The organism is Parajatrophihabitans canadensis (assembly GCF_053764775.1).
On sequence record NZ_CM132445.1, the window covers coordinates 3,917,787 to 3,940,525 of the forward strand.

Consider the following 22,739-nt stretch of genomic DNA (forward strand, 5'->3'; position numbering starts at 1 on the left):
GAGCTCTTTAGCAGAACTTGGCCTTTAGACAGCTTCGTGACAGCTGCCGGGTCGACGCTACTTAGCAGCAATCAGCCTCGGTTCGAACAATCAGCTTCTGGTCGAGACATCGCACGAACGTCATTGCGTCGGTAGCCGCAATGATATGTACCCCGGCTGGCCGCCACTCCCGCTCGGTGGCGGCCGGCCGGGCACGTCCGCTGAAGCAGCACGTCAGCTGAAGCAGCACGTCAGCTGAAGCAGCACGTCAGCTGAACCAGGCTGTCACGGCGGCGTGGTCGCTCCACCGTTCGGCGTACGTCGAGGCCCGGCCGACCTCGACCTTGAGCAGCCGAGCCGCCAGGCCCGCAGTGGCGATCTGGTAATCGATGCGCCAGCCGGTGTCGGTATCGAAGGCCTTACCGCGCCAGGACCACCAGGTGTACGGGCCGGGACCATCGCCCGCGTGCCGGCGGCCGAGATCGGTCAGACCGTTGGCGAACCACCGGTCGAAGTAGGCTTGCTCGTCCGGCAGAAAACCAGACTTGCCACGATTGCCCTTCCAATTCTTCAGATCCTCTTGCCGGTGGGCGACATTCAGATCGCCTGTCACGACCGCTTCACCGTTGCCTGCTGCCGCCCTCGCCGTCAGCTCGCCCATTCGGGTAGTCATCGCATCGAGAAAGCGGTACTTCTCGTCCTGCTTCTCGGTGCCGGCTTCTCCGGTGTGAACGTAGGTCGAGATCGCGGTCAGCACGCCGTGCTCGGTCTCGATATCAGCCTCGACCCAGCGGCCGGCATCGTTGAAACCCGGTAACCCGGCGCGGGTAGCGAGGGGAACGTTGCGCGACAGGACTGCCACCCCTGCCCGTCCTGACACGTCTGCCGAGGCATGCACGGCGTGATAGTGAGCGAGCCCGGATTCGGCGAGTACGGCAAGCAGTTGCGTGTCATCGGCGCGCACCTCCTGCAGGCACAGCACATCGGCGTCCAGCGCTGCGAGCCAGCGCAGCCCACCACGCCGGTGGGCCGCCCGGATCCCGTTGACATTTGCCGACACAACCGAAAACACGAATCATCCCAACTGACTGGCGAAAGTGGCCCCGGCGCTCAGTCTAGAAGGGCGTCCGGGACCGAGCAGCGCAAGGGCCTCGCCACCCTCGATCGCCGTCGGATCACCAAGATCAGGTCGCGCTTCGTTCGCTGGATGCCTGCAGCTGCGAGTACGCCGTCGGGGTCGTGCCGTCGCTGAGATGTTGCGCGTCAGCGATCGGACGGCCAGAGCGCAGCAATTCGCGCCACTGCTCGAGACTCCAGTGCGCAGCCTTCGTCCTCGCCAAGAAGTCTTCCAGGACTCGGACAAACCGGTCGGGCTCGGCGTGGAACGGAAAGTGACCGGCGCCGTCGACGATCTCGAGTCGGCTACCAGGCATCGCCGCATGGGCGCGGTGGGCGTGCTCGACCGGCACCACCCGGTCCCGCGACCCCCAGACGAGCAGCGTGGGCATGCCCTTGGCGAGGTAGCAGCGGTCAAGCATCGTGACAACCTGGCCCCGCCAATCCACGACCGCCCGCAACGTGCGGATGAAGGCTGACCGCGCATACGCATCAGGTAGCGCATCGACGAGCCGCATCAGATCGGGCGCGTCCTGGCCGAGGCCAGTATCGAGGAATTGCAATGCCTTTACCACCGCAGCCGTCCGAAATCGCGCCCCGGGCAAGCGCAATGCGGCCAGTGCCAGATCGGCACCCGGTATGGATACCAACCGCAGCACCGGGTTGACGCCGCGTCCAATTCCTCCGGTACTGACCAACGCGAGACGCTCAGTACGTTCAGGAAACTGATACGCAAACTGCATCGCTACTCCGCCGCCAAGCGAATGACCGACCAGGCTTACCCGGTCAACCCCGAGGGTGCCCAGCAGATCACGCATACCGTTGGCGTAGGCGGCGACGGAGTAGTCCGCCCGCGGTTTGTCGGATTGGCCGTGGCCGAGCAGGTCCGGAGCGATCACGAGGTGATTGCGAGCGAGCTCGGACATCACCGGCAGCCAGGTACTCGAGCTGTCTCCGATTCCGTGGATCAGGAGCAGCGGCGGCCCCTGGCCGGCGACCCGGAACACCCGGCGATAACCGTGGATGACACGGCTGCGGACTTCTACCTCAGGCCCGACGGTCGACAACGTCGCCGCCCGAGGTAGTTGCCGCAGGGGCGCCGTACGCGAAGCCGACGTGCGCTCCGGCGGTACGGCGTCCCTTGCCATAGGCAGACGGTAGGCGGCTGCTGAACCCAACGGGTTTCGTCCATGTTGCGTTGTTGACTTGCCAGATACCCGGCCGACTTACCAGATACCCGGCCGACTTGCCCGGCCTCGTCGGCAGTGACTAGGCCATCGCCTTCTGCAGATTGGCGTCGATCGCTGCGAGGAAGTCCTCCGTGGTCAACCACGGAGTGTCCTTGGAGATCAACAGGGCTAGGTCCTTGGTCATCTGACCGCCCTCGACCGTCTCGATGCACACCCGCTCGAGCGTCTCGGCGAACTCGGTCACCTCCGGGGTGTTGTCGAGCTTGCCCCGGTGTGCCAGCCCACGCGTCCAGGCAAAGATCGACGCGATCGGGTTGGTCGAGGTCGGGTTGCCCTTCTGGTGCTCGCGGTAGTGCCGGGTGACCGTCCCGTGTGCGGCCTCGGCTTCAACAGTCTGGCCGTCCGGGGTAGCCAACACCGAGGTCATCAGGCCGAGTGAACCGAAGCCCTGAGCCACGATGTCGGACTGGACGTCACCGTCGTAGTTCTTGCAGGCCCAGACGTAGCCGCCCTCCCACTTCAACGCCGAGGCGACCATGTCGTCGATGAGGCGGTGTTCGTAGGTCAGCCCAGCGGCTTCGAAGTCGGCCTTGAACTCTGACTCGAAGATCTCTTCGAAGATGTCCTTGAACCGACCGTCGTAGCCCTTGAGGATCGTGTTCTTTGTCGACAGGTAAACCGGGTAGTTGCGCTGCAGGCCGTAGTTCATCGAGGCGCGCGCGAAATCGCGGATCGACGCGTCCAGGTTGTACATCGCCAGCGCGACGCCAGGGCCGGGGAACTCGAAGACGTTGAGCTCGGTCGGCGCGCTGCCGTCCTTCGGTGTGAACGTCAGCGTGAGCGTGCCCTCGCCCGGAACCTTGAGGTCGGTCGCGCGGTACTGGTCACCGAAGGCGTGGCGCCCGACGACGATCGGCTTCGTCCAGCCCGGCACCAACCGCGGCACGTTCGACATGATGATCGGCTCACGGAAGATGACGCCACCCAGAATGTTACGAATCGTGCCGTTTGGCGATTTCCACATGCTCTTGAGCCCGAACTCCTCGACGCGCGCCTCGTCGGGGGTGATCGTGGCGCACTTGACGCCGACCCCGTGCCGCTTGATGGCGTTTGCCGCATCGATCGTGACCTGGTCATCGGTCTCGTCGCGGTGTTCGATGCCGAGGTCGTAATAGTCCAAGTTCACATCCAGGTACGGATGGATCAGACGGTCTTTGATGAATTGCCAGATGATGCGCGTCATTTCGTCGCCGTCAAGCTCGACGACGGTGCCTACCACCTTGATCTTGGACATCTACAGCCTCTCTGCCGCTACCTCTGTTACGGGCAGACTACTGACCTGCTTCGTCCGCGATTTCAGCAGCTGGGGTCGCGGCGGGAAACGTCACAGAGACCACCGCCGTGACGCGCGGAGGCTAGTTTGCAACTCATGACAGCCAACGCCGACGACGCGGCCCGGGCCGCCACCCCCATCGACGAGTTCGCGGAGCGATTTCTCAGCAGGCAAGCTGCCCTCGACCCGATGATGGCCACCTATATCGGCCTCTCCGGCTACAACACCGAGTTGCCCGATCTGTCACCGGACGGCCTGGCGGCGCGGGACGCGCTGGCCGAAGAGTCCCTGATCGAGCTCAGCGCCCTGGTACCCGTAGACGATGTCGACAGAGTCACCGTGCTCGCCATGAACGAACGTCTCGTGCTGCAGCGGCAACTGCACGAGGCGGGAGTTGACTTGTCTGACCTGAAGAACATCGCCAGCCCGGTTCAGAGTCTGCGGAATGTCTTCGACCTGATGCCCACGGCAACGAGTGATGACTGGGCAGAGATCGGCATCAGGCTGTCCGCGATTCCGACCGCGATCGCCGGCTACATCTCGTCCCTCCGGCTTGCGGCAAGCCACGGTGACGTGAGGCCCCAACGCCAGATCAAGGCCTGCATCCTCCAGTGCCAGGACAACCTCGGACCGAACGGCTTCTTCGAGCAGTTCATCGGGACTGCACTTGGGAGCGCCCCAACCGCGGGCAGCCCAGCCGCGGGCAGCCCAGCCGCGGGCAGCCCAGTCGCGGGCGAATTGCCGCAGTCGGTACGGCGTGCCCTCAGCACCGGCGCTGCCGCCGCACAAGACGGCTACCAACAGCTGACCGACTTTCTCGCGGACGAGCTGCTGGGCCAGGCACCGGACAGCGACCCCGTCGGACGGGATCGGTATCAGCTCTTCTCCCGCGAGTTTCTGGGCGCAACCATCGATCTGGAGGAGACCTACGCGTGGGGAATCGACGAGCTGACCCGCATAAGTCAGTTAGCGATCGAGACGGCCCGGAAGGTGCTGCCGGGAGCTTCGGTGGCCGAAGCTGCTGCCCATCTCGATAGTGACCCGGCCCGCAAGCTGGCGGGCACCGCTGCCTTGCAGGCGTGGATGCAGGAAACGTCCGACGAGGCGGTCGCAGCCCTGGCCGACACCCATTTCGACATTCCGGAGCCGATTCGAACGCTGGAATGCCGGATTGCGCCTACTCACACCGGGGCGATCTATTACACCGGGCCGTCGGAGGACTTCTCTCGCCCGGGACGAATGTGGTGGTCCGTGCCTGCTGGTGTCACCGACTTCTCGACCTGGCTTGAGCGAACTACCGTCTATCACGAGGGTGTCCCAGGCCACCACCTGCAGGTGGCTCAAACGGCCTACCGGCGCGAACTGCTCAACAGCTGGCGGCGATTGGCATCCTGGACGTCCGGGCACGGCGAGGGCTGGGCCTTGTACGCGGAATGGTTGATGGCTGACCTGGGCTTCATGCAGGATCCGGGGGATTTTCTGGGTCTGCTGGACGGTCAATCGCTGCGGGCCGCCAGAGTCGTCATCGATATCGGAGTGCATTGCGGTTTCGAGGCGCCCGGCGAGGTCGGTGGTGGCGCATGGACTTACGAAAAGGCCTGGCGGCTGCTCTCGGCACACAGCATGATGCCTGAGCCCGGGCGACGTTTCGAGCTGGACCGGTATCTCGGCTGGCCCGGCCAGGCGCCGTCGTACAAGATCGGTGAGCGGTACTGGCTCGGGCTGCGTGACGATGTGAAGGCCCGCGACGGCGACACCTTCGACCTCAAGACGTTTCACCGCAATGCCCTCGATATCGGCAGCGTCGGGCTGGACGTACTGCGCGCGGCGGTGCTCGACGAGCTCTGAGGGTCGAAATTGCAACCTCGTCGAAACCCAGCAGGCTCAGGCGACTGCCAGACTCCGCCCGTGACCCAACCCCTCACCGATGAGTTGGCGGCGGACCTGGCCGGACATGTGATCGTGTGCGGACTGAACGACGTCGGCCTTCGCATCGTCGAACAACTGCACGCTGCCGGCGAGCGCGTGCTGGTTATCGACGACGGTACGGATGCGAGGCTGAAACGGATCGTCGCCGCACTCGGTGTCGAGTTGCTGCCGGGCGACGCACGGCGGAACAGCGTCTTGACCGAAGCCGGAATAACAACGGCCGCTGCCCTGATCTGCGTTGCCGACCACGACCTCGACAACCTCGAGGTGGCATTGCTGGCTCGTGAACGCGTCCCTGAGCTCCGGCTCGTCGTACAACTGACCAACGCCGCGGTCGGCCGGGCAGTGTCCCGCCTGACGGGACCAGGCAGCGTGCTCGACGCGGCGGCATTGGCTGCGCCCTCCTTCGTCGAGGCGACCCAGCGTCGCCGGGTGCACGAACTCGTGCTCGGCGGGGAGAGTTTTCAGGTGACCGAGCGGCTCGTGGAGCACCCGGCGAACCTGCGGAGCGCGTTCGGCGATCTGGCCCCCATCGCTGTCGTCCCAGTCGATGGTGGCGATTTGATCGCGTGCCCGGGCCGCGATCTGGTCGTCCACCCCGGCGACCGGGTGACCCTGATCGGCTCGGCGCAGGACTTTGCCCAGCGCCGCACGGGCGAAGCGCCTGGGACGGCCGGTTTGGTATCCCCGGCAGAGGACATCAGGCCGGTTCGCGCCCTGCAACATGGCTGGCTGCTCGCCCGGACGATGCTCGGTGACATCGAGCGCGCTTTCTGGCTTTCGCTGCTGGCCCTCGGCGGGGTCGGCGTGCTGTCGATCGTGCTGCTGATGATGAACTACGACGGCCCGGAGAACAATCGGATGGGGGTCGTTGACGCGACCTACTTCACGGTGGAAACGCTGACCACGGTCGGCTTCGGCGATTTCTACTTCGCCCATCAGCACACCTGGCTCCGGTTGTGGGCCATTCTGCTGATGATCCTGGGCGCCACGCTGGTGACGATCTTGTATGCCCGCCTGACAGATCTGCTCATCACCCGTCGGATGTCGGCCACCGCTGGACGGCGTCGGGCAACCGGCATGCGTGGCCATGTCATTCTCATCGGCCTCGGGTCGGTCGGCCTGCGCGTGCTCGAGCAACTTCGCGCCGAGGACCGGGACGTTGTCGTGTTGGAACGCGACGAGCAGAACCGCTACCTGACGACGGCTCGTGAGATGGGAGTCCCAGTCATCATCGGGGATTCGACCCTTCGGCAGAATCTTCATGCCGCGAACTTGGAGACCGCAAGTTCGGTTGCGGTGTTGACGAGCAATGACCTGGCAAACATCGAGACCGGCCTCGCCGTTGACGATCTGCTGGGCGATCGGCGGACGGAGGTGCCGGTGGTGCTGCGCGTCTTCGATCGTCAGCTTGCCTCGACCATCGAGCGGAATTTCGGATTCCGGCACGTGCGCTCGACGTCAGCTCTGGCTGCACCCTGGTTCGTAGGTGCCGCGCTCGGCCTGACAATTCTCAATACCTTTTACGTCGAAGGGCAACCGTTTCTGGTCGGCATGCTGACCGTGCACGCCGGTGGCGGCCTGGCGGGGCGTCCGATGAGCGATCTGAACGAGCGGATCCGGGTGATCGCGATCAGTCGGATGGTTGGCCGGACCGCCGCAGAGCAGGCTTTGATCGGAGCCGCCGGCGGTACATCCGCACCGGGTAAGCAGAGCGCTTCTGCCGGATCGCTCGGAGCTGGCGGGCCGCTCAGCCCGCTTGGCTCCATTGGCTCGATCGGCCCTGTTGGCCCGCTGGAACACCCACCGCGGCGCGACACCCGATTCGCTGCCGGCGATCAAGCATACCTGGTGGGCCGCTACGACGAGCTACTGCAGGTGCTACGACGCGAACACGGCGCCTGACCTCGCTTTCCCCCGAATTCCCACGAATCGTGTAACGCTCGGCACCGTATCGATGCCGGGCGTTACACGATTCGCCTGGGTCAGCAGACTGCTAGATGGGCCAGACCGCTTCGGTGACCTGACCGCCTTTCACTCGCACGGTCAACTGCACCGCGCCGGCCGGTCGCAGGTAGAGCTCGTACACTCCTTCGCGCAGTTCTGCGAAGACCGCCGAATAGTGCACGTTGCCGTTCGCCGGCCGACCGAGCACTCCAACATGTACGAGATGAGCGTGCTCCGTGTGAGGGTGGTCGTGATGGATATGACGATCGACGAATGCTTTCGTTAGCGGGCGAATCTCGATTTCGTGGCCCTCCAATTCAGCCGGCATCGTGACTACCAGAGCACCGATATCCCCGCCGATATCGAGCAGAACCGATCCCTGACCGGCGTAGCTGTTCTCCTCACTGCGCTGTGATGCACTATGTTCGACCGCATGCTGCAACGGCGCCTCCCCCGCTGACCGCTCGTCCACGGGCAACCGGAGCGTGGTCATACGACCGGAGTCCCGGGCAGGGACTGGTAGCCACCAGCGGGTGTACCGAGGTAGGGAAACGAATCCAGATACGGCGAATTGGTGTTGCTGGTGCCGTCGTTGAGGCCCGCCGACGCAGCATCAGGGGTGTACGACGGGTCGACCAGCGGGATGGTCGCCCCGGCGATGGCTCGCAATTCGATCGCGACCACATCGTCGATTACCCGACGACCGTTGGGAAAGCCGGCAAAGTCGCCGCCGAGGATCCCGAGCTCGCTCGGTGCCTTCGAAGGGGGTACGGCCAGGTTCAGCCGCAACATGTCAGACAGCACCGGGCCGGTGTAGTTCTGGAATACCTTCAACACCGGGGTCGGCAGGCCAGTCAGCAGGATCGCCTGAAGATCGGCCCGCGGCTTGGTGTACGTACCGAGATTGACGAATACGCCGGGGTACAACACCGGAAGCAGGCCACCCAACTCGGGCTTCGTCACGTATTTCGCGAACGAGCCGTCCGAGTGCGGATCTTGCGAGTTCCACAGGTCCTTCGACGCCATCGGCACGATTACCTCGTTGAACAAGGGGTTTCCGAGTCGCGATACCTGCTGGTAAGGCCCGAAGCTCGTCGATTGTCCATTGCGCGCATCGTAGATGCGCGACTTACGTCGGCTGGCGGTCGCCCACACCCCGATGACGGATGCCGCGTTCAAGACGTCGTGCGGCTGCTTGCCACCCCGGGCAACATCGCTCATCGGTACCTGAATGGCAATGCTGTGCACATTCAAACCCTGGGTACCGTTGACACCGACTGCCGCCGCGGACGGGATCAGGTGCGCCATCTCGAAGGGCCGCAACACGCCCAGGTCGAAGATGCTGCCGAGGTCGACGTGGAACCCCTCGGCTCGCTGACCGGCGAATACCCGGCGGCCGCCCCCGATGTCGTGAATGGCTGCCTGGGTAAAGGTGTTCGCGTAGTTGGGGGTACTGCGGACGCCTACGTTGACCGGTGGCACGGTCAGCCCCGCTGCCAGCACCTTGCCGCTGCCTGCACCACGGTCCCAGTCCCAGCCGTGGTCGCGTCCTCTGGTGACTCGAGTGACCGAGTAGAACTGCGGACGGTTCCAGTTGGCATCGGTGATCGACGCGATCGGACCGGTGTTGTAGAGAAAGGTGTTCTTGTTCCGGATCTGGGTGTTGAACCGGAATTGGTAGCTCACATCTGCCCGAGCATCACCAGCGTTGGAAATATGAATCTCGTACAGGACGTCGTCGCCGAACTCGAAGAAGTTCGGGCCGCCGCTGGGCTGCTGAAGCGGTATGAAGTTGGCAATCAGGGTAACGGTGTTCGGCCGGTCGGGGCTGACGAAGGCATAGACGTCGGTATTGTCGGCGACCGGATCCTTAGAGATCTCAGGCGCTTCGCGATGGGAGGACATCCTCAGACCTCCTTGCCGGCACGGCTGGCGTGGTCGCTGTCGCCCTGCGCCGCGCGGGTCAGCCGGGCTACGAGGTCGTGATCGCGAACGATCACCTCGCGGTCACCGGAAAGCACGGATACCTCTCCGGTGCTCGGATCAGAGATGTGCGCGACGAGCGGCGCGGCGTCGGACGGCGTGGTGAGCGCTTCGGGCTGGCCGGGCGAACCGGTCTTGGCAGACTTACCTGACTTCGATCCGGCGAGCGCTGGCACGGAGGCGACGATTCCGGCAGCTGCCGCGCCCGCCCCGGTGGCAATCAGGAAGTTCCGTCGGGTGGCATCGGACATGGTGCAGTCCTTTCCGAAAGTGGAAGTACTGGATGCCTGCTATTCGTCCTGCTCGATCTGCCGGATCGTGAAGTTACTGTGAATTTTGAGCAAATGGACAAGCCACCAAAGCACAAAAGGGTTGGTATACCCCCAAGCCGCCATAGCGACCCAGGGGTATACCAACCCTCGAGGTTGGACGAGGTTGGACGAGGTTGGACGAAGTTGAGCGGTGGCTAGCCGATCAGATGAGGCCGAGTTCCTTCACGGCGTCTCGCTCGCCGACCAGTTCAGCTACCGAGGCATCGATCCGCGCCCGGGCGAAGTCGTTGATGGGCAGGCCCTGGACGATCTCCCATGAACCGTTCACCGAACGGGCTGGGAACCCGGCGATGATGCCTGCGGGGATGCCGTAGGAGCCGTCCGAGACGAGGCCGACCGACGTCCAGCTGCCGGCAGGCGTGCCGTTCACCCAGTCATACACGTGATCGATCGCCGCATTTGCCGCCGACGCCGCCGACGACGCGCCTCGGGCCTCGATGATGGCTGCGCCACGCTTGGCCACGGTGGGAATGAATTCGCTCTCGATCCACGCCTGGTCGTTGACCACCTCGGCAGCATTCTTGCCGCTGATCTCGGCATTCAAGATGTCCGGGTACTGCGTTGCGGAGTGATTACCCCAGATGGTGACCTTGGAGATCTCGTTCACCGTGGTGCCGGTCTTGGCCGCGAGCTGCGACAGCGCCCGGTTGTGGTCGAGCCGCATCATCGCCGTGAAGCGGTCCTTCGGCACGTCCGGTGCGTGGGAGGCCGCGATCAGGGCGTTGGTGTTCGCCGGGTTTCCGACGACCAGAATCCGGACGTCGTCGGCAGCGCCGGCGTTGATGGCCTCGCCCTGGGGCTTGAAGATGCCGCCGTTCGCCGACAGCAGGTCACCGCGTTCCATCCCCGCGGTGCGTGGGCGGGCGCCGACCAACAGCCCGACGTTCGTGCCGTCGAAGGCCTTGACCGCGTCATCGAAGATATCGATGCCGGCCAGCAGCGGGAACGCGCAATCATCGAGTTCCATGGCAGTGCCTTCTGCGGCCTTGAGAGCCGGGGTGATCTCCAGCAACCGCAGCCGCACCGCAACATCCGGACCGAGCAGTTGTCCGGAAGCGATCCGGAAGAGCAGTGCATAACCGATCTGACCGGCCGCACCGGTCACTGTGACATTCACGGGAGTCGTCATGTCAGGCAGATTACCGCCGATCGAGAAGACCTGATCCGGATGTCGCCGAGAACGAGAGCACGCTCACCAAGCCAGGTGGATTCGCCTCAGCGTTCTGACAATTTCAACGCGAACGCAAGGGCGAGCGCGGCGAACGTCCAGTAGCAGGCAACGTCGAACGATCGACCCCGTACCCGCAGCATTCCGGCTTGACCATCGCTCAGCATGAGCCGAAACAAGCCAGCGATCACCAGGCCTATGGTCATCGTTGCCACCGCTCGCAGCCAGTGTTGAGGTGCGGCAAGCGCCGAAAATATCGCGGCCGCCTCGATGAGCAGGACAATCAGAAACGGAGTCTCGCGCAGATCCTGGGCGTGCAGCCACCTGACCACGATCGACCCGCTCAGCTGACGGCCGCTGAACCGGCTGAAGCGGCCAGTCGTTCGGCGGCAGCCACGACGTTGGTCAACAACATCGCGCGAGTCATCGGGCCGACACCGCCTGGATTTGGCGCGACATGCCCCGCGACCTCGGCAACGTCGGCCGCGACATCTCCAGCGATCTTGCCGTCGACCCTGCTCACACCGACGTCGAGGACGGCCGCGCCTGGCTTGACCATGTCCGCGGTGATCAGGTTCGGCACGCCGGCGGCAGCCACGACGATGTCTGCCTGCCGTACCAGCCCAGCCAAGTCACGGGTACCGGTATGACACAGCGTCACCGTCGCGTTCTCCGACCGGCGGGTCAGCAATAGCCCGAGCGGACGGCCAACCGTGATACCCCGACCGACGATGACTGCATGGGCGCCCGCTATCGGGACGTCGAAGCGGCGCAGAAGTTCGACGATGCCCATCGGCGTACACGGCAGCGGCGCGAGGTGGCCAAGAACCAGCGAACCCAGGTTGACCGGATGCAGGCCGTCGACGTCCTTGACCGGATCGACCCGACTCAGGATCGCGAACTCATCAAGCCCCGTCGGCTGCTGGACCAGAAAGGCGGTACAGGAGGGATCGGCGTTGAGCTCATCGACGACGGCTTCTACCTCGGCCTGAGTCGTACCGGCGGGCAGCTCACGCTGGATGCTGGCGATGTCGATCTCGGCGCAGTCCTTGTGTTTGGCGGCGACGTACCACTTGCTGCCCGGATCGTCGCCGACCAGGATCGTCCCCAACCCTGCTACGACGCCGCGTTCGGCTAGCGCAGCCACCCGCGCCTTTAGCTCAAGCTTGATCGTCGCCAAAGTGGCCTTGCCGTCCAGGGTCGTCGCTGTCACACATCTCATCTTGCCAGTTCGGCTGAGCCGGGCCGGCAGAACCGCCCACAGACCGTCACAGCCGGTCTAGGGTCGAGCCATGGTGGATGCACTCTCGTTGCCCCGGTGCACGGTTGTGCTGACCAGCACGGTCGAGTCTGCGCAGCAATGGCAGCAAGAACATCCCAGTTGGCTCTACCGGGCCATACTCGATAACGCCATCCTCGACCAGCGGGCCGACGATGCCGCCGACGGCTCGCCTGCGCCCCAGCCTCGCGCGGTCAGCGTCGAGGCGCTCGGGTCCATCCCGTTGCCCGACGGCCGGCTGGTGGCCTGCGACCCGTATCTGGTGGCAACCGATCAGCCGCCGTTCGTCCAGACGGCGCAAGCCGGGACGTACCCGGTCGCCGCCGCGATCGCCACGATCGCGCCGGGCCACACCCGAGTGCTTGCTGCAGTGATCGTCTTCTCAGACGCGAATTCCGATCCGATCACCCGGTGGGAACTAGGTCGCACCGGTCCGATTTCCGAACAGCCCTTGGCGGTCGGGGAGTTTCTCGGCTACGGAGTCGACGCCGGCACCGGCTGCTTCGCCAGCCCGGACGCGTTGGTCCCGCTGTGTGCTGCCATGAAGGCGGACGCCGGGATGCTCGAAGATCCGTTGTCGCAGGCGATCGATCTCAGCCCGCATGGAGCGGCCGTCGCCGTGCCCAGCGGGGACCAGGATGGCGGCCTCGCCGTCGCTGCGTTCCACAGCGGATGGGGTGACGGCACGTACCCGACCTGGTTCGGCTATGCCGACAGTGCCGACAGTGCCGACAGTGCCGACAGTGCCGACGGGACCGGCCCGCTGCTGGCCTTGACCGATTTCATGCTGTTCAGCGACCCATGGGAGCAAGGCGATCCAACCGTTCGACCGGGCTCTACCGAGCCGGCGCCGCTGCTGAGCGCCACGCATACGCCCGCTACTGGCGCCGATACCGCGGCCGCCCCCCAACTGCACGATCACGCCGACTACGCAGGCCGGATCTCCGCCGAGGAGGCAGCCGCAGCGTTGCATCCGCCGCCTCGCAAACCAGGTTTTTGGGCCCGCATCTTCGGTCGACACTGACGAAAGCCCGGCAGCAAAACCTAAAATTCGATCAGCCAATCCGAAGGCCGAGGTATTCGGCCAGGGCAACCGCTTGACCAACCTCGACCCGGGTACCACCCAGGTCGACGACGCGCGGGTCCAACCCCTCGATCAGCGCACCCCGCAGATCTGCATCCCGCAGGGACGCGCCGTTCCAACGAACTCCGGTGAGGTTGGCCCGGCTGAACACCGACCGGTCGAGCTTCGCCCCGATCAGGTTGGCGCCGACAAGTTTCGCATCGGAGAAGTCCAGGCCCCGCAAGTCAATGCCGGCCAGCGATACCCCGCTCCAGTCACCGGCGCTGATGGTCACCGTTCGCAAGGTCGTGTCAGTGAAGACCGAGCCGGAGAACTTGCAGTCGGACAGAGCGCAGCGAGCGAAATGAGTGCGGTTGAAGGAGCACGCGACAAACGCGGACCGGACGTGTGACGACCCGATCAATTCGGCACGGTCGAATGTGCAGTCAGTAAAAGAACATCCGGTACTCACCGACTCGGCAAGAATCGCTTCTTCGAATGAGCACCGCACGAACGCCACCCGGTCGAGTTCAACCCCTTGCAGATCGGTGCCGGCGAAGTCCTCGTCGCGAACTGCCAATTCACCGGTTTGTTCAGCGCTTTCGGTTGCTCTGCCTATGACTTCGGCAAACCAATCGGGCGCTCCGGTGACTGTCATCAGTGGGCGAAGTGCATCAGTGGGCGAAGTGCCGGGTGCCGGTGAAGTACATCGTGACGCCCGCAGCCGCAGCGGCCTCGATCGCCAGGTCGTCACGAATCGACCCGCCGGGCTGCACGACCGCTGTCACCCCGGCGTCGATCAAAAGCTGAAGCCCATCAGGGAAAGGGAAAAACGCATCGGAGGCTGCGTAGGAGCCATTGGCCCGTTCGCCGGCCCGAGCAACCGCCAGCCGGGCCGAGTCGACGCGATTGACCTGGCCCATGCCCACTCCGACTGACGCGCCATCACTGGCAAGCAAGATCGCGTTGGACTTGACGGCGCGAACCGCGCGCCAGGCGAACTCCAATTCAGCCAGCCCAGCGCTGTCCAGCGCCTTTCCGGTGGCGAGCGTCCAGTTCAACGGGTCGTCGCCGGGAGCGTCGATGGCGTCCGCGTCCTGCATCAAAACACCGCCGGAGATGGGGCGGATCTCGGTTCCGGTCGGGCGAGGCCCGGCTGCCACGAGCAGGCGCAGATTCGCTTTCTTGGACAGCACCTCGAGAGCGTCCTCGTCGAAGGCGGGAGCGATGATCACCTCGGTGAAAATGTCCTTCACCTGCTCGGCGAGCGCCACGGTCACCGGCCTGTTCGTGGCGATGACACCGCCGTACGCCGATACCGGGTCACAGGCGTGCGCCTTGAGATGGGCCTCGGCGATCGTAGAGCCGACCGCGATGCCACACGGGTTGGCGTGCTTGATGATGGCAACGCACGGCTGGGAAAAGTCATAGGCGGCGCGATAAGCGGCGTCACCGTCGACGTAGTTGTTGAAACTCATGGCCTTGCCATGCAGCTGCTCGGCCTGGGCGATACCCGCCTCCGCACCTTGCTGGACGTAGAGTGCCGCCGCCTGATGCGGGTTCTCGCCGTAGCGCAACACCTCTGCACGCTCGAGGGCCTGGCCGACGTACGGCGGCCAGCGGTGCTCCGCCTCGGCGGCGCTGTCTGCCTCGCTCGACGCAGCTGACCGCGCAGCGGCCGTGTCGGCGGCAATGGTCTGAGCACCGAACCAGTTCGCCACTGCGGCGTCGTAGGCCGCTGTGTGGGCGTAGGCCTGACCTGCCAGTCGCTGCCGTTCCGCCAACTCGAAGCCACCGGAGGAGACCGCGGCCAATACCTCTGGATAGGACGACGGGCTTACCACCACGGCGACGGAGCCGTGATTCTTCGCCGAGGCACGAACCATAGCGGGGCCGCCGATGTCGATCTGCTCGACGATCTCGTCCGGAGCCGCGCCCGAGGCCACCGTCTCGCGGAACGGGTACAGGTTCACGATGACCAGTTGGAAGGTATCGATTCCAAGGTCGGCCACCGTCGACAAGTGTTCGGGATTGCCCTGATCGGCAAGCAGTCCAGCGTGCACATGGGGATGCAGGGTCTTCACCCGGCCACCGAGAATCTCGGGGAACCCGGTCACCGAATCCACCGGAGTGACCGGAACCCCGAGCTCGGCAATTTTGGCGGCAGTCGAGCCGGTCGAGACGATCTCGACTCCCGCTGCATCCAGTCCACGGGCGAGCTCTTCGAGTCCGGACTTGTCATAGACGCTTACCAGGGCACGTCGAACGGCAATACGGGTCACGCGGAGGACTCCTCAATCGAGATACACAGAGTACGGATTGTGTCTATGAACAAAGGCTTCTCAGCTTCCTGGATACGGGCGCGCAGGGTGTCTTCGGTGTCGTCGTCGAGCACCGGGACCGCAACCTGAGCCAGGATCGGCCCCGAGTCGAGACCGGCGTCGACCCGGTGAACGGTGACACCGGTGATCTTCACACCGTGGGTCAGCGCGTCCGATATTGCGTGCGCGCCCGGAAACGAGGGCAGTAGCGACGGATGGGTATTCACCATCTTGAAGCGCTGCACGGTCTCGCCGGCGATGACCCTCATGAATCCGGCCAAAACCACCAAGTCCGGTTCGAACGCGGTGATCGTCTCGAGCAGGGCTTGGTCCCAGTCGGCCCGATTCTCGAAATCGCCGAGCGCGACAGCGAAGGTCGCAACGCCTGCGTCCGCGGCCCGCTTCATCGCCTGGCATCCGGGTCGATCGGTACCCGCGGCAACGATGACCGCTGGAAAGCCCGGCTCGGCTACGGCGTCGAGGACGGCCTGCAGGGTGGTCCCAGATCCGGACGCGAGGACGAGCAGCCGTGCGGGCACGAGCAGAAATCTACCCGGTGCTGCGTAACCGGCGCGGCTCCCCATCCGATCTGGCCGAAGCAGCCGGGTCGCCGGCATCGGATGGCTGCGCCGAACCGGCGTTTTGGGCCACCTGGGCGACCTTGGCTACCTTCGCCTCCTGGGCCATCTTGGCAACCTTGGCCACCTCGACAATTTCAGCGGGACTTACCTCGGTGAGCCGGTCCTCCACCGGGGCCGGTTCGGACGAGCCATTTTCAGCCGAGGGTGCCGACCTCTGCCGCAAGGCGTTCGCGCCGACCCAGATCGATGAGGCGGTCGCGGAGAGAACGGCTAGTGCCGATCCGACCTGCCAACCGATCGAACCGACATGATTCAACGAACCAGGTCCCAGGCTGCCCCCGGCGAGCGTGCACAGGACGGCCACGCCGAATCCGGCCAGCAGCGCCGAGAACAGAGCGTCGACCAACCGATGGCCGACCAGGCGGGCGGCGACGAAACCGGCAGCCAGTGCGGTCGCTGCGCCGATCGTGGTGCCGAGCCAGATCGCCGGACCACCCGATGGGACTGCCGCGAGCAGTGGAAACACCGGAAGCGGGCCATGCGTCGCGGACAGGATCGATATCGACGTATGGCTGCCGACCGTGAATCCGGGCCCGGCGAGGTACCCGACTCCGGACAGCACCGCATTCGGTATGCCTGCGATGCCGACAAATGCGACGGGCAGGCCACCAGCCCCGGTCGCCAGCGTTGCCTGCTGATGCGCGGCCCCGTGCAGGTGCATGGCCAGGGCACCTGCGGCCAGAAGCGATGCCGCAAACGCATAGACAGCCGTGATGCCGAGTGCACCGACGCCGACTTGACGCCATCGTTGCGAAAGCGCGTGCCAGCGTGGTGGCAGGTAGCGGGCCGCGCCGCCCACAACGAGGATGAAGCCGCAGGCAGCGAGCGACGATCGCCCCGCTTCGACCCGGGTCGTGCCGAGTGCAGACCAATGCGCCGCAATCGCGTTCGCGGCCGTATAGCCGCAGACGAGCCCGGCGAAACCGTTGTCGGTCTCTTGTCGCCGGGCCTGATTGAGCACGAGCCAGGCCAACAGCATGGTCACCAGCAGTGGCGTCAGGGTCACCCGAGTCCCGTCAAGCACCAAGCCACCGTGATTGCCTGCGACGGTGATCAGGACCGCGGCCTTGAGGGCATGACCTGCCGAAGTGGAGTCCGCGCCGGGGGCCAGCCAGGCCAGCGAAACCGGGATTGTCATGATGAGAACCGCGACGATCAGCAGCACAAAGCCGCTGACGACGCCCCGCCTGAACTGGGTCAACCAGCCCGGCGGGTAGTCGTCTTCGGCAGCCATCGTCCTAGGCTCGCAAAGACGGCTGGCATTACCGGCCAGGCGCGCCGCGCGAAGCAGGCACGCGAGAACTCTCAGCGAGGCCTATTGCGGTGGGTAACCACCGTAGTAACCGGGTGGCGGGTACTGCTGCCCTCGATTTGGCGGCTGCGGGGTCGGAGCCTGCCCCGGTTGACCGTACGGTGCCGGCACCACGGGTGGCTGGCCGTACGGTTGCTGGGCGTAGGGCTGCTGCCCGGGTGGGGGTGGGTAACCAGCTGAACCGCCGTATTGGGATCCATATTGGGATCCATATTGGGATCCATACTGTGGCCCGTACTGGGGGTAGCCCGTGCTACGAACACCAGACAGTCCGCTTGCGGCTCGGTCAGCAGCGTCCTGTTGGGCCACGAGCGCCGCGACCCGCGCCGCCTTCACCGCCTTGCCGCTGCCGGTAATCCAGCCGACGGTCAGTGTGGTGGCCTGGCTGATCGCGGTGAGTAAGCCAGCGACCGCACCCGCCTCGATCGTAGAGCTGTCCGGTTTGGCGATAAGGCCGCCGAGAATCACGATGGCACCAGCCCCGGCCAGCAGAACCGACACCGGTGGCGCGCTGTTCACATGCGGCCTGCCGTCCAAGACCTGATTCACGGTCAGGGCGGCCGCCGCGAGCACGAGGCTGATGCCTGCCGCACCCGTCCCACTGAAGAAGCCTGGCGACCCGCCGCCGGCGTCTCCGACCGTGCCGAACCAGCCGAAGAGCCCCCAAAGCAGCATCGGAATGGCCAACGCGGCGCCGATGACATCCCAGGGGCGGGCCTTGATCAGCGCCGCCCCTGCGAGCTGGTCAAGGCGGTCCGCGGCCGTACGCCCAGCGGGGTCACGAGGAGAATTGGTCACAGTGTCAAGACTAAACACCTTGCCAGACACCAGGCCAGGGCACCGAGCTAGTCGACCACCGTCAAGCTAGGAGGCTCTATTCGGCAGCTTTCCGCCGGTCTGCTGAAAGCGCAGGTAGGACAACACCGTTCCGGCGATCAGAATGATCAAGCTCAGCCAATAGCTGAACCCGTGACCCTTGTCGAAGCTCACGCCGGCACCGCTGAAGCCACTCGGGCCCGGCACCACGAACAGCGCCAGAATCGTGCACAGCAGCGCCAGCCCAAAGCCTCCCAGGACCACGAGGCGAACCGGGAACGGCAAGGTCATCTTGGCTATCAGCTCAGCAGCCAACAAGACGGCGGCCGCGAACGCGACCAGTGCGGCAAACCAGCCGAAGAAGCCGTGCCAAGCGCTGAAGGTATCCGAGTTGGATTGCGAGGAGCCCAGAATCGAAATCTTGACGCTGTACTTGTAATAGCCGAAGAACGAAAACAACAGGGTGAGGACGCCCGCGCCGATGATGCCCCAGTCCAGCGGGCTGACCGTCTTCGGGTCAAAGCTCTTCAGATTCTTCGAATCGAAGCCACCGAACGAACTCTGCCCCGCCGGTGCAGGCGCCCCGCTCCATTGCTGGGCGTTGGGGTCGACCGGTGGGTAGCCGCCAGCCGGTGCGCCCGGGGGCGGAGCCTGATAGGCAGGCGGTGGCTCATAGGCGTGCGCGGGTGGATAGGCAGGCGCTGGAGGTACGCCCTGCTGCCCTACGCCTGGCTGCCCTACGCCCGGTGCTGGCGCGGGTGCCTGTGGCGGTGCGGGCGGTGCCGGCGGCGGGTACTGGGCGGGAGCCTGAGGAACGTTGGGATCGAAAGACCCACCGGTCGAGCCGGGGTTCTCAGTCATGGAAGTCCCTTTCGCCAGAGCGATATGAATCGGGCCGAACCTTGGCAGCATTCGTCTAGCTCACAGCTGGTTTACGTACCGAGCGACCGTATACCTAGCCGCTTCACAGCAAAAGAGGACGCGCGGGCCAATTTGATACCGATTGCAGCTCGGCCAGAGCCCCGATCTGCGCCAAGCTGTGCCAGTTGTAGGTCGTACCGACGGTCAGCTTGGCGGACCTGATTCGTCTAATCCAGCGACGCCGGTCGAAGGCGCTGACATCATGGCAGCGTGCGACCACTGAAGTCGGCGGCAGCTGGAAAGCCCGCAGCTCCCGCTGAAGGTATGCCGGTGCCGCCGCAAGTTCTCGTTCTCGGCGGCATCGCTTCGGTCCAATTCGGTTCTGCGTTCGCTGCCAAACTCTTCGACGAGGCCGGCCCGGCGGGCGTCGTGTTCATGCGGCTGCTCTTCGGCGCCGTGATCTTGCTTGCCCTCGTCCGACCGCGAATCACCCGGCGATCGCGAGCCGATTGGATCGCCGCGATCGTCTTTGGCGCGGTCCTGGCCGGTATGAATTGGAGCTTCTACGAGGCCTTGGACAGGCTGCCACTCGGCCCGGCGGTCACCATCGAATTCATCGGCCCGCTCACTGTCGCCTTGATCGGTTCCCGCCGCTTGCTCGATCTGATCTGGGTAGCGCTCGCCGGCGGCGGTGTCGCATTACTCGGCATCGGTGGATCCCACGGAGGCGAGAAGCTGAGCGTCGTCGGCATCGCCCTGGCTTTGCTCGCCGGAGCCTTCTGGGCGGGCTACATCCTGATGTCCAAACGCGTCGGTTCGGTGTATTCCGGTCTGGACGGTCTCGCAATGGCTCTGGCGGTGGGCGGCGTGCTGCTGATCCCCGCAGGGGTGGCCCAGGGCGGCCAGGCCCTGCTGGAACCTCACATCCTCGCTGGCGGCCTGGCCGTGGCGCTGCTTTCCTCGGTCATCCCGTACTCACTCGAGTTGACCGCGCTGCGCAGGCTGTCCGCCGCCGCATTTGGACTGCTCATGAGTCTGGAACCGGCGGTCGCCGCGTTGGCGGGCGTCCTGGTGCTGGGCCAGTCTCTTCACCTCAACACTTCGATCGCGTTGGTGATGGTCGTGATCGCAAGCGCCGGTAGCACGCTCAGCAGCCGAAACAGATCGTCGGGGCTGCCCGCCTCGATCGACCCCTGAATACGCGTAAAGCGCACCGAATCGCCGCCGCGTTTGCGAAGCGACGACTCGATGCGCATCACGCACAGAGCGTTGGACGGGCCTAGCTCAGCAGATCGCGCATCAGGCGGGCGGTCTCGCTGGGAGTCTTGCCGACCTTTACTCCGGCCGCTTCGAGTGCCTCTTTCTTCGCCTCGGCCGTTCCGGAAGAGCCCGACACGATGGCACCGGCGTGGCCCATGGTCTTGCCCTCCGGGGCGGTGAAACCAGCCACGTAACCGACGACAGGCTTCGTTACGTTGTCCTTGATGTAGGCCGCTGCGCGCTCTTCAGCGTCGCCACCGATCTCACCGATCATCACGATCGCGGCGGTTTCGGGGTCGGCCTCGAACGCGGCGAGCGCGTCGATGTGGGTCGTACCGATGACCGGGTCGCCGCCGATACCGATGGCAGTCGAGAATCCGATGTCACGCAGCTCGTACATCATCTGGTAGGTCAGCGTGCCGGACTTCGACACCAGACCGATCTTGCCGCGGCCGGTGATGTTGGCCGGAATGATGCCGGCGTTGGACAGCCCGGGGCTGATCAGCCCTGGGCAGTTCGGGCCGATGATGCGGGTCTTGTTGCCCTTGGCGACGTTGTAAGCCCATGCCTCGGTCGAGTCGTGCACCGGAACACCTTCGGTGATGACCACCGCGAGGCCGATGCCGGCATCAATCGCCTCGATCATCGCGGCTTTGGTGAACGGGGGCGGCACGAACAGGACGGTGACGTCCGCGCCGGTCTTCTCGATGGCATCGGCCACGGTGCCGAACACCGGGACGTTGGTGCCGTCCACATCAACGGTTTCACCGGCCTTGCGCGGGTTCACGCCACCAACGATCTTCGTACCGGAGGCCAACATCCGGCGGGTGTGCTTCATACCCTCGGAGCCGGTCATGCCCTGGACGATGACCTTGGAGTCTGCGGTCAAGAAAATTGCCATGTGATGTTCAGACTCCTCTAGTTAGCACTGTGTGCGAGTTCGGCAGCCTTGTCGGCGCCGTCGTCCATGGTGTCGGCCAAGGTGACCAGGGGGTGCGCGGCTTCGTTCAGAATCCGCCGGCCCTCCTCGACGTTGTTGCCGTCGAGACGTACAACGAGCGGCTTCGTCGCAGTGGAGCCGAGCATGCTCAGCGCGGTCACGATTCCGTTGGCGACGGCGTCACACGAGGTGATACCGCCGAAGACGTTGACGAAGACCGACTTGACCGAAGGGTCACCGAGAATGATGTCCAGTCCGTTGGCCATCACCTCAGCCGATGCGCCGCCGCCGATGTCCAGGAAGTTCGCCGGCTTGACGCCGCCGTGCGCCTCGCCGGCGTAGGCCACCACGTCGAGCGTGGACATGACCAGGCCTGCACCGTTACCGATGATGCCGACCTCGCCGTCCAGCTTGACGTAGTTGAGGTGTTTCTCCTTGGCCTTTGCCTCCAGCGGGTCCGCGGCTTCCTTGTCTTCGAGATCCTCATTGCCCGCTTGACGGAAGTTGGCGTTCTCATCGAGAGAAACCTTGCCGTCCAGCGCGAGGACGTCACCGGAGGCGACCCGCGCGAGCGGGTTGATCTCGACCAAGGTCGCGTCCTGCTGGACGAAGGTCTCCCACAGTTTGACGACGGTCGACGCGGTCGTCTCGATGACCTCGGCAGGGAACTTCGCCTGGGTCAGGATGCTTCTGGCCAGATCCAGATCTACCCCGACCGTCGCATCGATCGGTACCCGTGCGAGCGCCTCGGGCCGCTCGACCGCGAGCTCCTCGATCTCCATACCGCCTTCGGCGGACGCCATCGCGAGGAAGGTGCGATTGGACCGGTCGAGCAAGAAGGAGAAGTAGTACTCCTCTTCGATCTGCGCGCCCGGGTCGACGAGGACCCGGTGGACCGTGTGGCCCTTGATGTCCATGCCGAGAATCGCCTTGGCATGTTCGGCGGCTTCCGCCGGGGTCTTGGCGACCTTGACGCCACCGGCCTTTCCGCGGCCACCCGCCTTGACCTGGGCCTTGACGACGGTGACACCACCCAGGCGCTCGGCAATGGCTTGCGCCTGCTCAGGGGTATCGGCGACATCGCCGAGGCCCACGGGGACGCCATGGGCGGCGAAGAGCTGCTTCGCCTGGTACTCGAACAGATCCACGAGTTATTCCGTTCTATTGGCGGAACTAGGTCAGAATTCTCGCTGGCCCTGGGTTTGAATGTGCGCGGGCGCGCACAACCGTCGAACCAGCATCGAAAACAGGCTAGCCCGTGCGGGTAGC

21 protein-coding genes are annotated in these 22,739 nt (G+C 64.9%); 4 read left to right on the top strand and 17 right to left on the bottom strand.

Annotated features, from left to right (window positions below; genetic code table 11):
* Positions 1–247: 247 nt before the first annotated feature.
* The 3 genes from ACSMXN_RS18820 to ACSMXN_RS18830 form a co-directional block, all read right to left on the bottom strand.
* Positions 248–1,051 (bottom strand): exodeoxyribonuclease III, encoded by an 804-nt coding sequence (locus ACSMXN_RS18820; RefSeq protein ID WP_022913854.1) that lies wholly within the window; start codon positions 1,049–1,051, stop codon positions 248–250.
* Between the two features lie 112 nt (positions 1,052–1,163).
* Positions 1,164–2,243 (bottom strand): alpha/beta fold hydrolase, encoded by a 1,080-nt coding sequence (locus ACSMXN_RS18825; RefSeq protein ID WP_022913855.1) that lies wholly within the window; start codon positions 2,241–2,243, stop codon positions 1,164–1,166.
* A gap of 121 nt (positions 2,244–2,364) precedes the next feature.
* Positions 2,365–3,579 carry an NADP-dependent isocitrate dehydrogenase gene (locus ACSMXN_RS18830; protein ID WP_022913856.1) on the bottom strand — a complete coding sequence of 405 codons (1,215 nt, stop codon included), beginning with the start codon at positions 3,577–3,579 and terminating at the stop codon, positions 2,365–2,367.
* Positions 3,580–3,714: 135 nt separating this feature from the next.
* On the opposite strand from ACSMXN_RS18830, the gene ACSMXN_RS18835 reads away from it, so the two are divergent.
* Positions 3,715–5,466: a DUF885 domain-containing protein gene (locus tag ACSMXN_RS18835; protein ID WP_022913857.1), complete on the top strand. Its 1,752-nt coding sequence runs from the start codon at positions 3,715–3,717 to the stop codon at positions 5,464–5,466.
* Between the two features lie 60 nt (positions 5,467–5,526).
* On the top strand, positions 5,527–7,452 hold the full coding sequence (locus tag ACSMXN_RS18840; protein ID WP_022913858.1) for an NAD-binding protein: 1,926 nt from the start codon (positions 5,527–5,529) through the stop codon (positions 7,450–7,452).
* 91 nt (positions 7,453–7,543) lie between these two features.
* Here ACSMXN_RS18840 and ACSMXN_RS18845 read toward each other — a convergent pair whose 3' ends face one another.
* From ACSMXN_RS18845 to ACSMXN_RS18870, 6 genes are all read right to left on the bottom strand, one after another.
* Positions 7,544–7,987, bottom strand: a complete 444-nt coding sequence (locus ACSMXN_RS18845) for a hypothetical protein (protein WP_022913859.1) — start codon at positions 7,985–7,987, stop codon at positions 7,544–7,546.
* Positions 7,984–9,399: a DUF4331 domain-containing protein gene (locus ACSMXN_RS18850; protein WP_022913860.1), complete on the bottom strand. Its 1,416-nt coding sequence runs from the start codon at positions 9,397–9,399 to the stop codon at positions 7,984–7,986. Before ACSMXN_RS18850 ends, ACSMXN_RS18845 begins: the two co-directional genes overlap by 4 nt.
* 2 nt (positions 9,400–9,401) lie before the next feature.
* Positions 9,402–9,728 (bottom strand): twin-arginine translocation signal domain-containing protein, encoded by a 327-nt coding sequence (locus ACSMXN_RS18855; RefSeq protein ID WP_022913861.1) that lies wholly within the window; start codon positions 9,726–9,728, stop codon positions 9,402–9,404.
* A 223-nt stretch (positions 9,729–9,951) separates the two neighbouring features.
* Entirely contained in the window at positions 9,952–10,938 is a 987-nt protein-coding gene (locus ACSMXN_RS18860; RefSeq protein WP_022913863.1) for a malate dehydrogenase, read from the bottom strand.
* An 86-nt stretch (positions 10,939–11,024) separates the two neighbouring features.
* A complete protein-coding gene (locus tag ACSMXN_RS18865; RefSeq protein ID WP_022913864.1) occupies positions 11,025–11,309 on the bottom strand; it encodes a DUF3017 domain-containing protein in 285 nt (94 codons plus the stop codon).
* Positions 11,310–11,320: 11 nt separating this feature from the next.
* A complete protein-coding gene (locus ACSMXN_RS18870) occupies positions 11,321–12,190 on the bottom strand; it encodes a bifunctional methylenetetrahydrofolate dehydrogenase/methenyltetrahydrofolate cyclohydrolase (RefSeq protein WP_022913865.1) in 870 nt (289 codons plus the stop codon).
* Positions 12,191–12,269: 79 nt separating this feature from the next.
* Here ACSMXN_RS18870 and ACSMXN_RS18875 point away from each other — a divergent pair, with 79 nt between their 5' ends.
* Positions 12,270–13,280 (top strand): DUF4241 domain-containing protein, encoded by a 1,011-nt coding sequence (locus ACSMXN_RS18875; RefSeq protein WP_022913866.1) that lies wholly within the window; start codon positions 12,270–12,272, stop codon positions 13,278–13,280.
* 31 nt (positions 13,281–13,311) lie between these two features.
* On the opposite strand, the gene ACSMXN_RS18880 is transcribed toward ACSMXN_RS18875, so the two are convergent.
* The 6 genes from ACSMXN_RS18880 to ACSMXN_RS18905 form a co-directional block, all read right to left on the bottom strand.
* Positions 13,312–13,977, bottom strand: coding sequence for a pentapeptide repeat-containing protein (locus ACSMXN_RS18880; protein ID WP_022913867.1), 666 nt, complete (start codon positions 13,975–13,977; stop codon positions 13,312–13,314).
* A 16-nt stretch (positions 13,978–13,993) separates the two neighbouring features.
* Entirely contained in the window at positions 13,994–15,601 is a 1,608-nt protein-coding gene (purH, locus tag ACSMXN_RS18885) for a bifunctional phosphoribosylaminoimidazolecarboxamide formyltransferase/IMP cyclohydrolase (protein WP_022913868.1), read from the bottom strand.
* Positions 15,598–16,224 (bottom strand): phosphoribosylglycinamide formyltransferase, encoded by a 627-nt coding sequence (gene purN, locus ACSMXN_RS18890; protein WP_022913869.1) that lies wholly within the window; start codon positions 16,222–16,224, stop codon positions 15,598–15,600. Before purN ends, purH begins: the two co-directional genes overlap by 4 nt.
* Positions 16,190–17,515: a cell division protein PerM gene (locus tag ACSMXN_RS18895; protein WP_022913870.1), complete on the bottom strand. Its 1,326-nt coding sequence runs from the start codon at positions 17,513–17,515 to the stop codon at positions 16,190–16,192. The genes purN and ACSMXN_RS18895 overlap by 35 nt, the downstream gene beginning before the upstream one ends.
* 81 nt (positions 17,516–17,596) lie before the next feature.
* Positions 17,597–18,391 (bottom strand): hypothetical protein, encoded by a 795-nt coding sequence (locus ACSMXN_RS18900; RefSeq protein WP_155958419.1) that lies wholly within the window; start codon positions 18,389–18,391, stop codon positions 17,597–17,599.
* Between the two features lie 66 nt (positions 18,392–18,457).
* Positions 18,458–19,270 carry a hypothetical protein gene (locus ACSMXN_RS18905; protein WP_022913872.1) on the bottom strand — a complete coding sequence of 271 codons (813 nt, stop codon included), beginning with the start codon at positions 19,268–19,270 and terminating at the stop codon, positions 18,458–18,460.
* 270 nt (positions 19,271–19,540) lie between these two features.
* On the opposite strand from ACSMXN_RS18905, the gene ACSMXN_RS18910 reads away from it, so the two are divergent.
* On the top strand, positions 19,541–20,467 hold the full coding sequence (locus ACSMXN_RS18910) for an EamA family transporter (RefSeq protein WP_196811321.1): 927 nt from the start codon (positions 19,541–19,543) through the stop codon (positions 20,465–20,467).
* Between the two features lie 82 nt (positions 20,468–20,549).
* On the opposite strand, the gene sucD is transcribed toward ACSMXN_RS18910, so the two are convergent.
* Together sucD and sucC are read right to left on the bottom strand one after the other, a co-directional pair.
* Positions 20,550–21,431, bottom strand: a complete 882-nt coding sequence (gene sucD / locus ACSMXN_RS18915) for a succinate--CoA ligase subunit alpha (RefSeq protein ID WP_022913875.1) — start codon at positions 21,429–21,431, stop codon at positions 20,550–20,552.
* 17 nt (positions 21,432–21,448) lie between these two features.
* Positions 21,449–22,618 carry an ADP-forming succinate--CoA ligase subunit beta gene (sucC, locus tag ACSMXN_RS18920; RefSeq protein ID WP_022913876.1) on the bottom strand — a complete coding sequence of 390 codons (1,170 nt, stop codon included), beginning with the start codon at positions 22,616–22,618 and terminating at the stop codon, positions 21,449–21,451.
* Positions 22,619–22,739 lie beyond the last annotated feature (121 nt).

Excerpts from the sequence above, each read along its gene's own strand:
- ACSMXN_RS18825 (WP_022913855.1), bottom strand. The coding sequence starts at position 2,243 with ATGGCAAGGGACGCCGTACCGCCGGAGCGCACGTCGGCTTCGCGTACG.
- ACSMXN_RS18845 (WP_022913859.1), bottom strand. The coding sequence starts at position 7,987 with ATGACCACGCTCCGGTTGCCCGTGGACGAGCGGTCAGCGGGGGAGGCG.
- ACSMXN_RS18875 (WP_022913866.1), top strand. The coding sequence starts at position 12,270 with ATGGTGGATGCACTCTCGTTGCCCCGGTGCACGGTTGTGCTGACCAGC.
- ACSMXN_RS18880 (WP_022913867.1), bottom strand. The coding sequence starts at position 13,977 with ATGACAGTCACCGGAGCGCCCGATTGGTTTGCCGAAGTCATAGGCAGA.
- ACSMXN_RS18835 (WP_022913857.1), top strand. The coding sequence starts at position 3,715 with ATGACAGCCAACGCCGACGACGCGGCCCGGGCCGCCACCCCCATCGAC.
- ACSMXN_RS18830 (WP_022913856.1), bottom strand. The coding sequence starts at position 3,579 with ATGTCCAAGATCAAGGTGGTAGGCACCGTCGTCGAGCTTGACGGCGAC.
- ACSMXN_RS18905 (WP_022913872.1), bottom strand. The coding sequence starts at position 19,270 with ATGACTGAGAACCCCGGCTCGACCGGTGGGTCTTTCGATCCCAACGTT.
- ACSMXN_RS18855 (WP_022913861.1), bottom strand. The coding sequence starts at position 9,728 with ATGTCCGATGCCACCCGACGGAACTTCCTGATTGCCACCGGGGCGGGC.
- ACSMXN_RS18860 (WP_022913863.1), bottom strand. The coding sequence starts at position 10,938 with ATGACGACTCCCGTGAATGTCACAGTGACCGGTGCGGCCGGTCAGATC.
- ACSMXN_RS18895 (WP_022913870.1), bottom strand. The coding sequence starts at position 17,515 with ATGGCTGCCGAAGACGACTACCCGCCGGGCTGGTTGACCCAGTTCAGG.
- sucD (WP_022913875.1), bottom strand. The coding sequence starts at position 21,431 with ATGGCAATTTTCTTGACCGCAGACTCCAAGGTCATCGTCCAGGGCATG.
- purN (WP_022913869.1), bottom strand. The coding sequence starts at position 16,224 with ATGGGGAGCCGCGCCGGTTACGCAGCACCGGGTAGATTTCTGCTCGTG.
- ACSMXN_RS18850 (WP_022913860.1), bottom strand. The coding sequence starts at position 9,399 with ATGTCCTCCCATCGCGAAGCGCCTGAGATCTCTAAGGATCCGGTCGCC.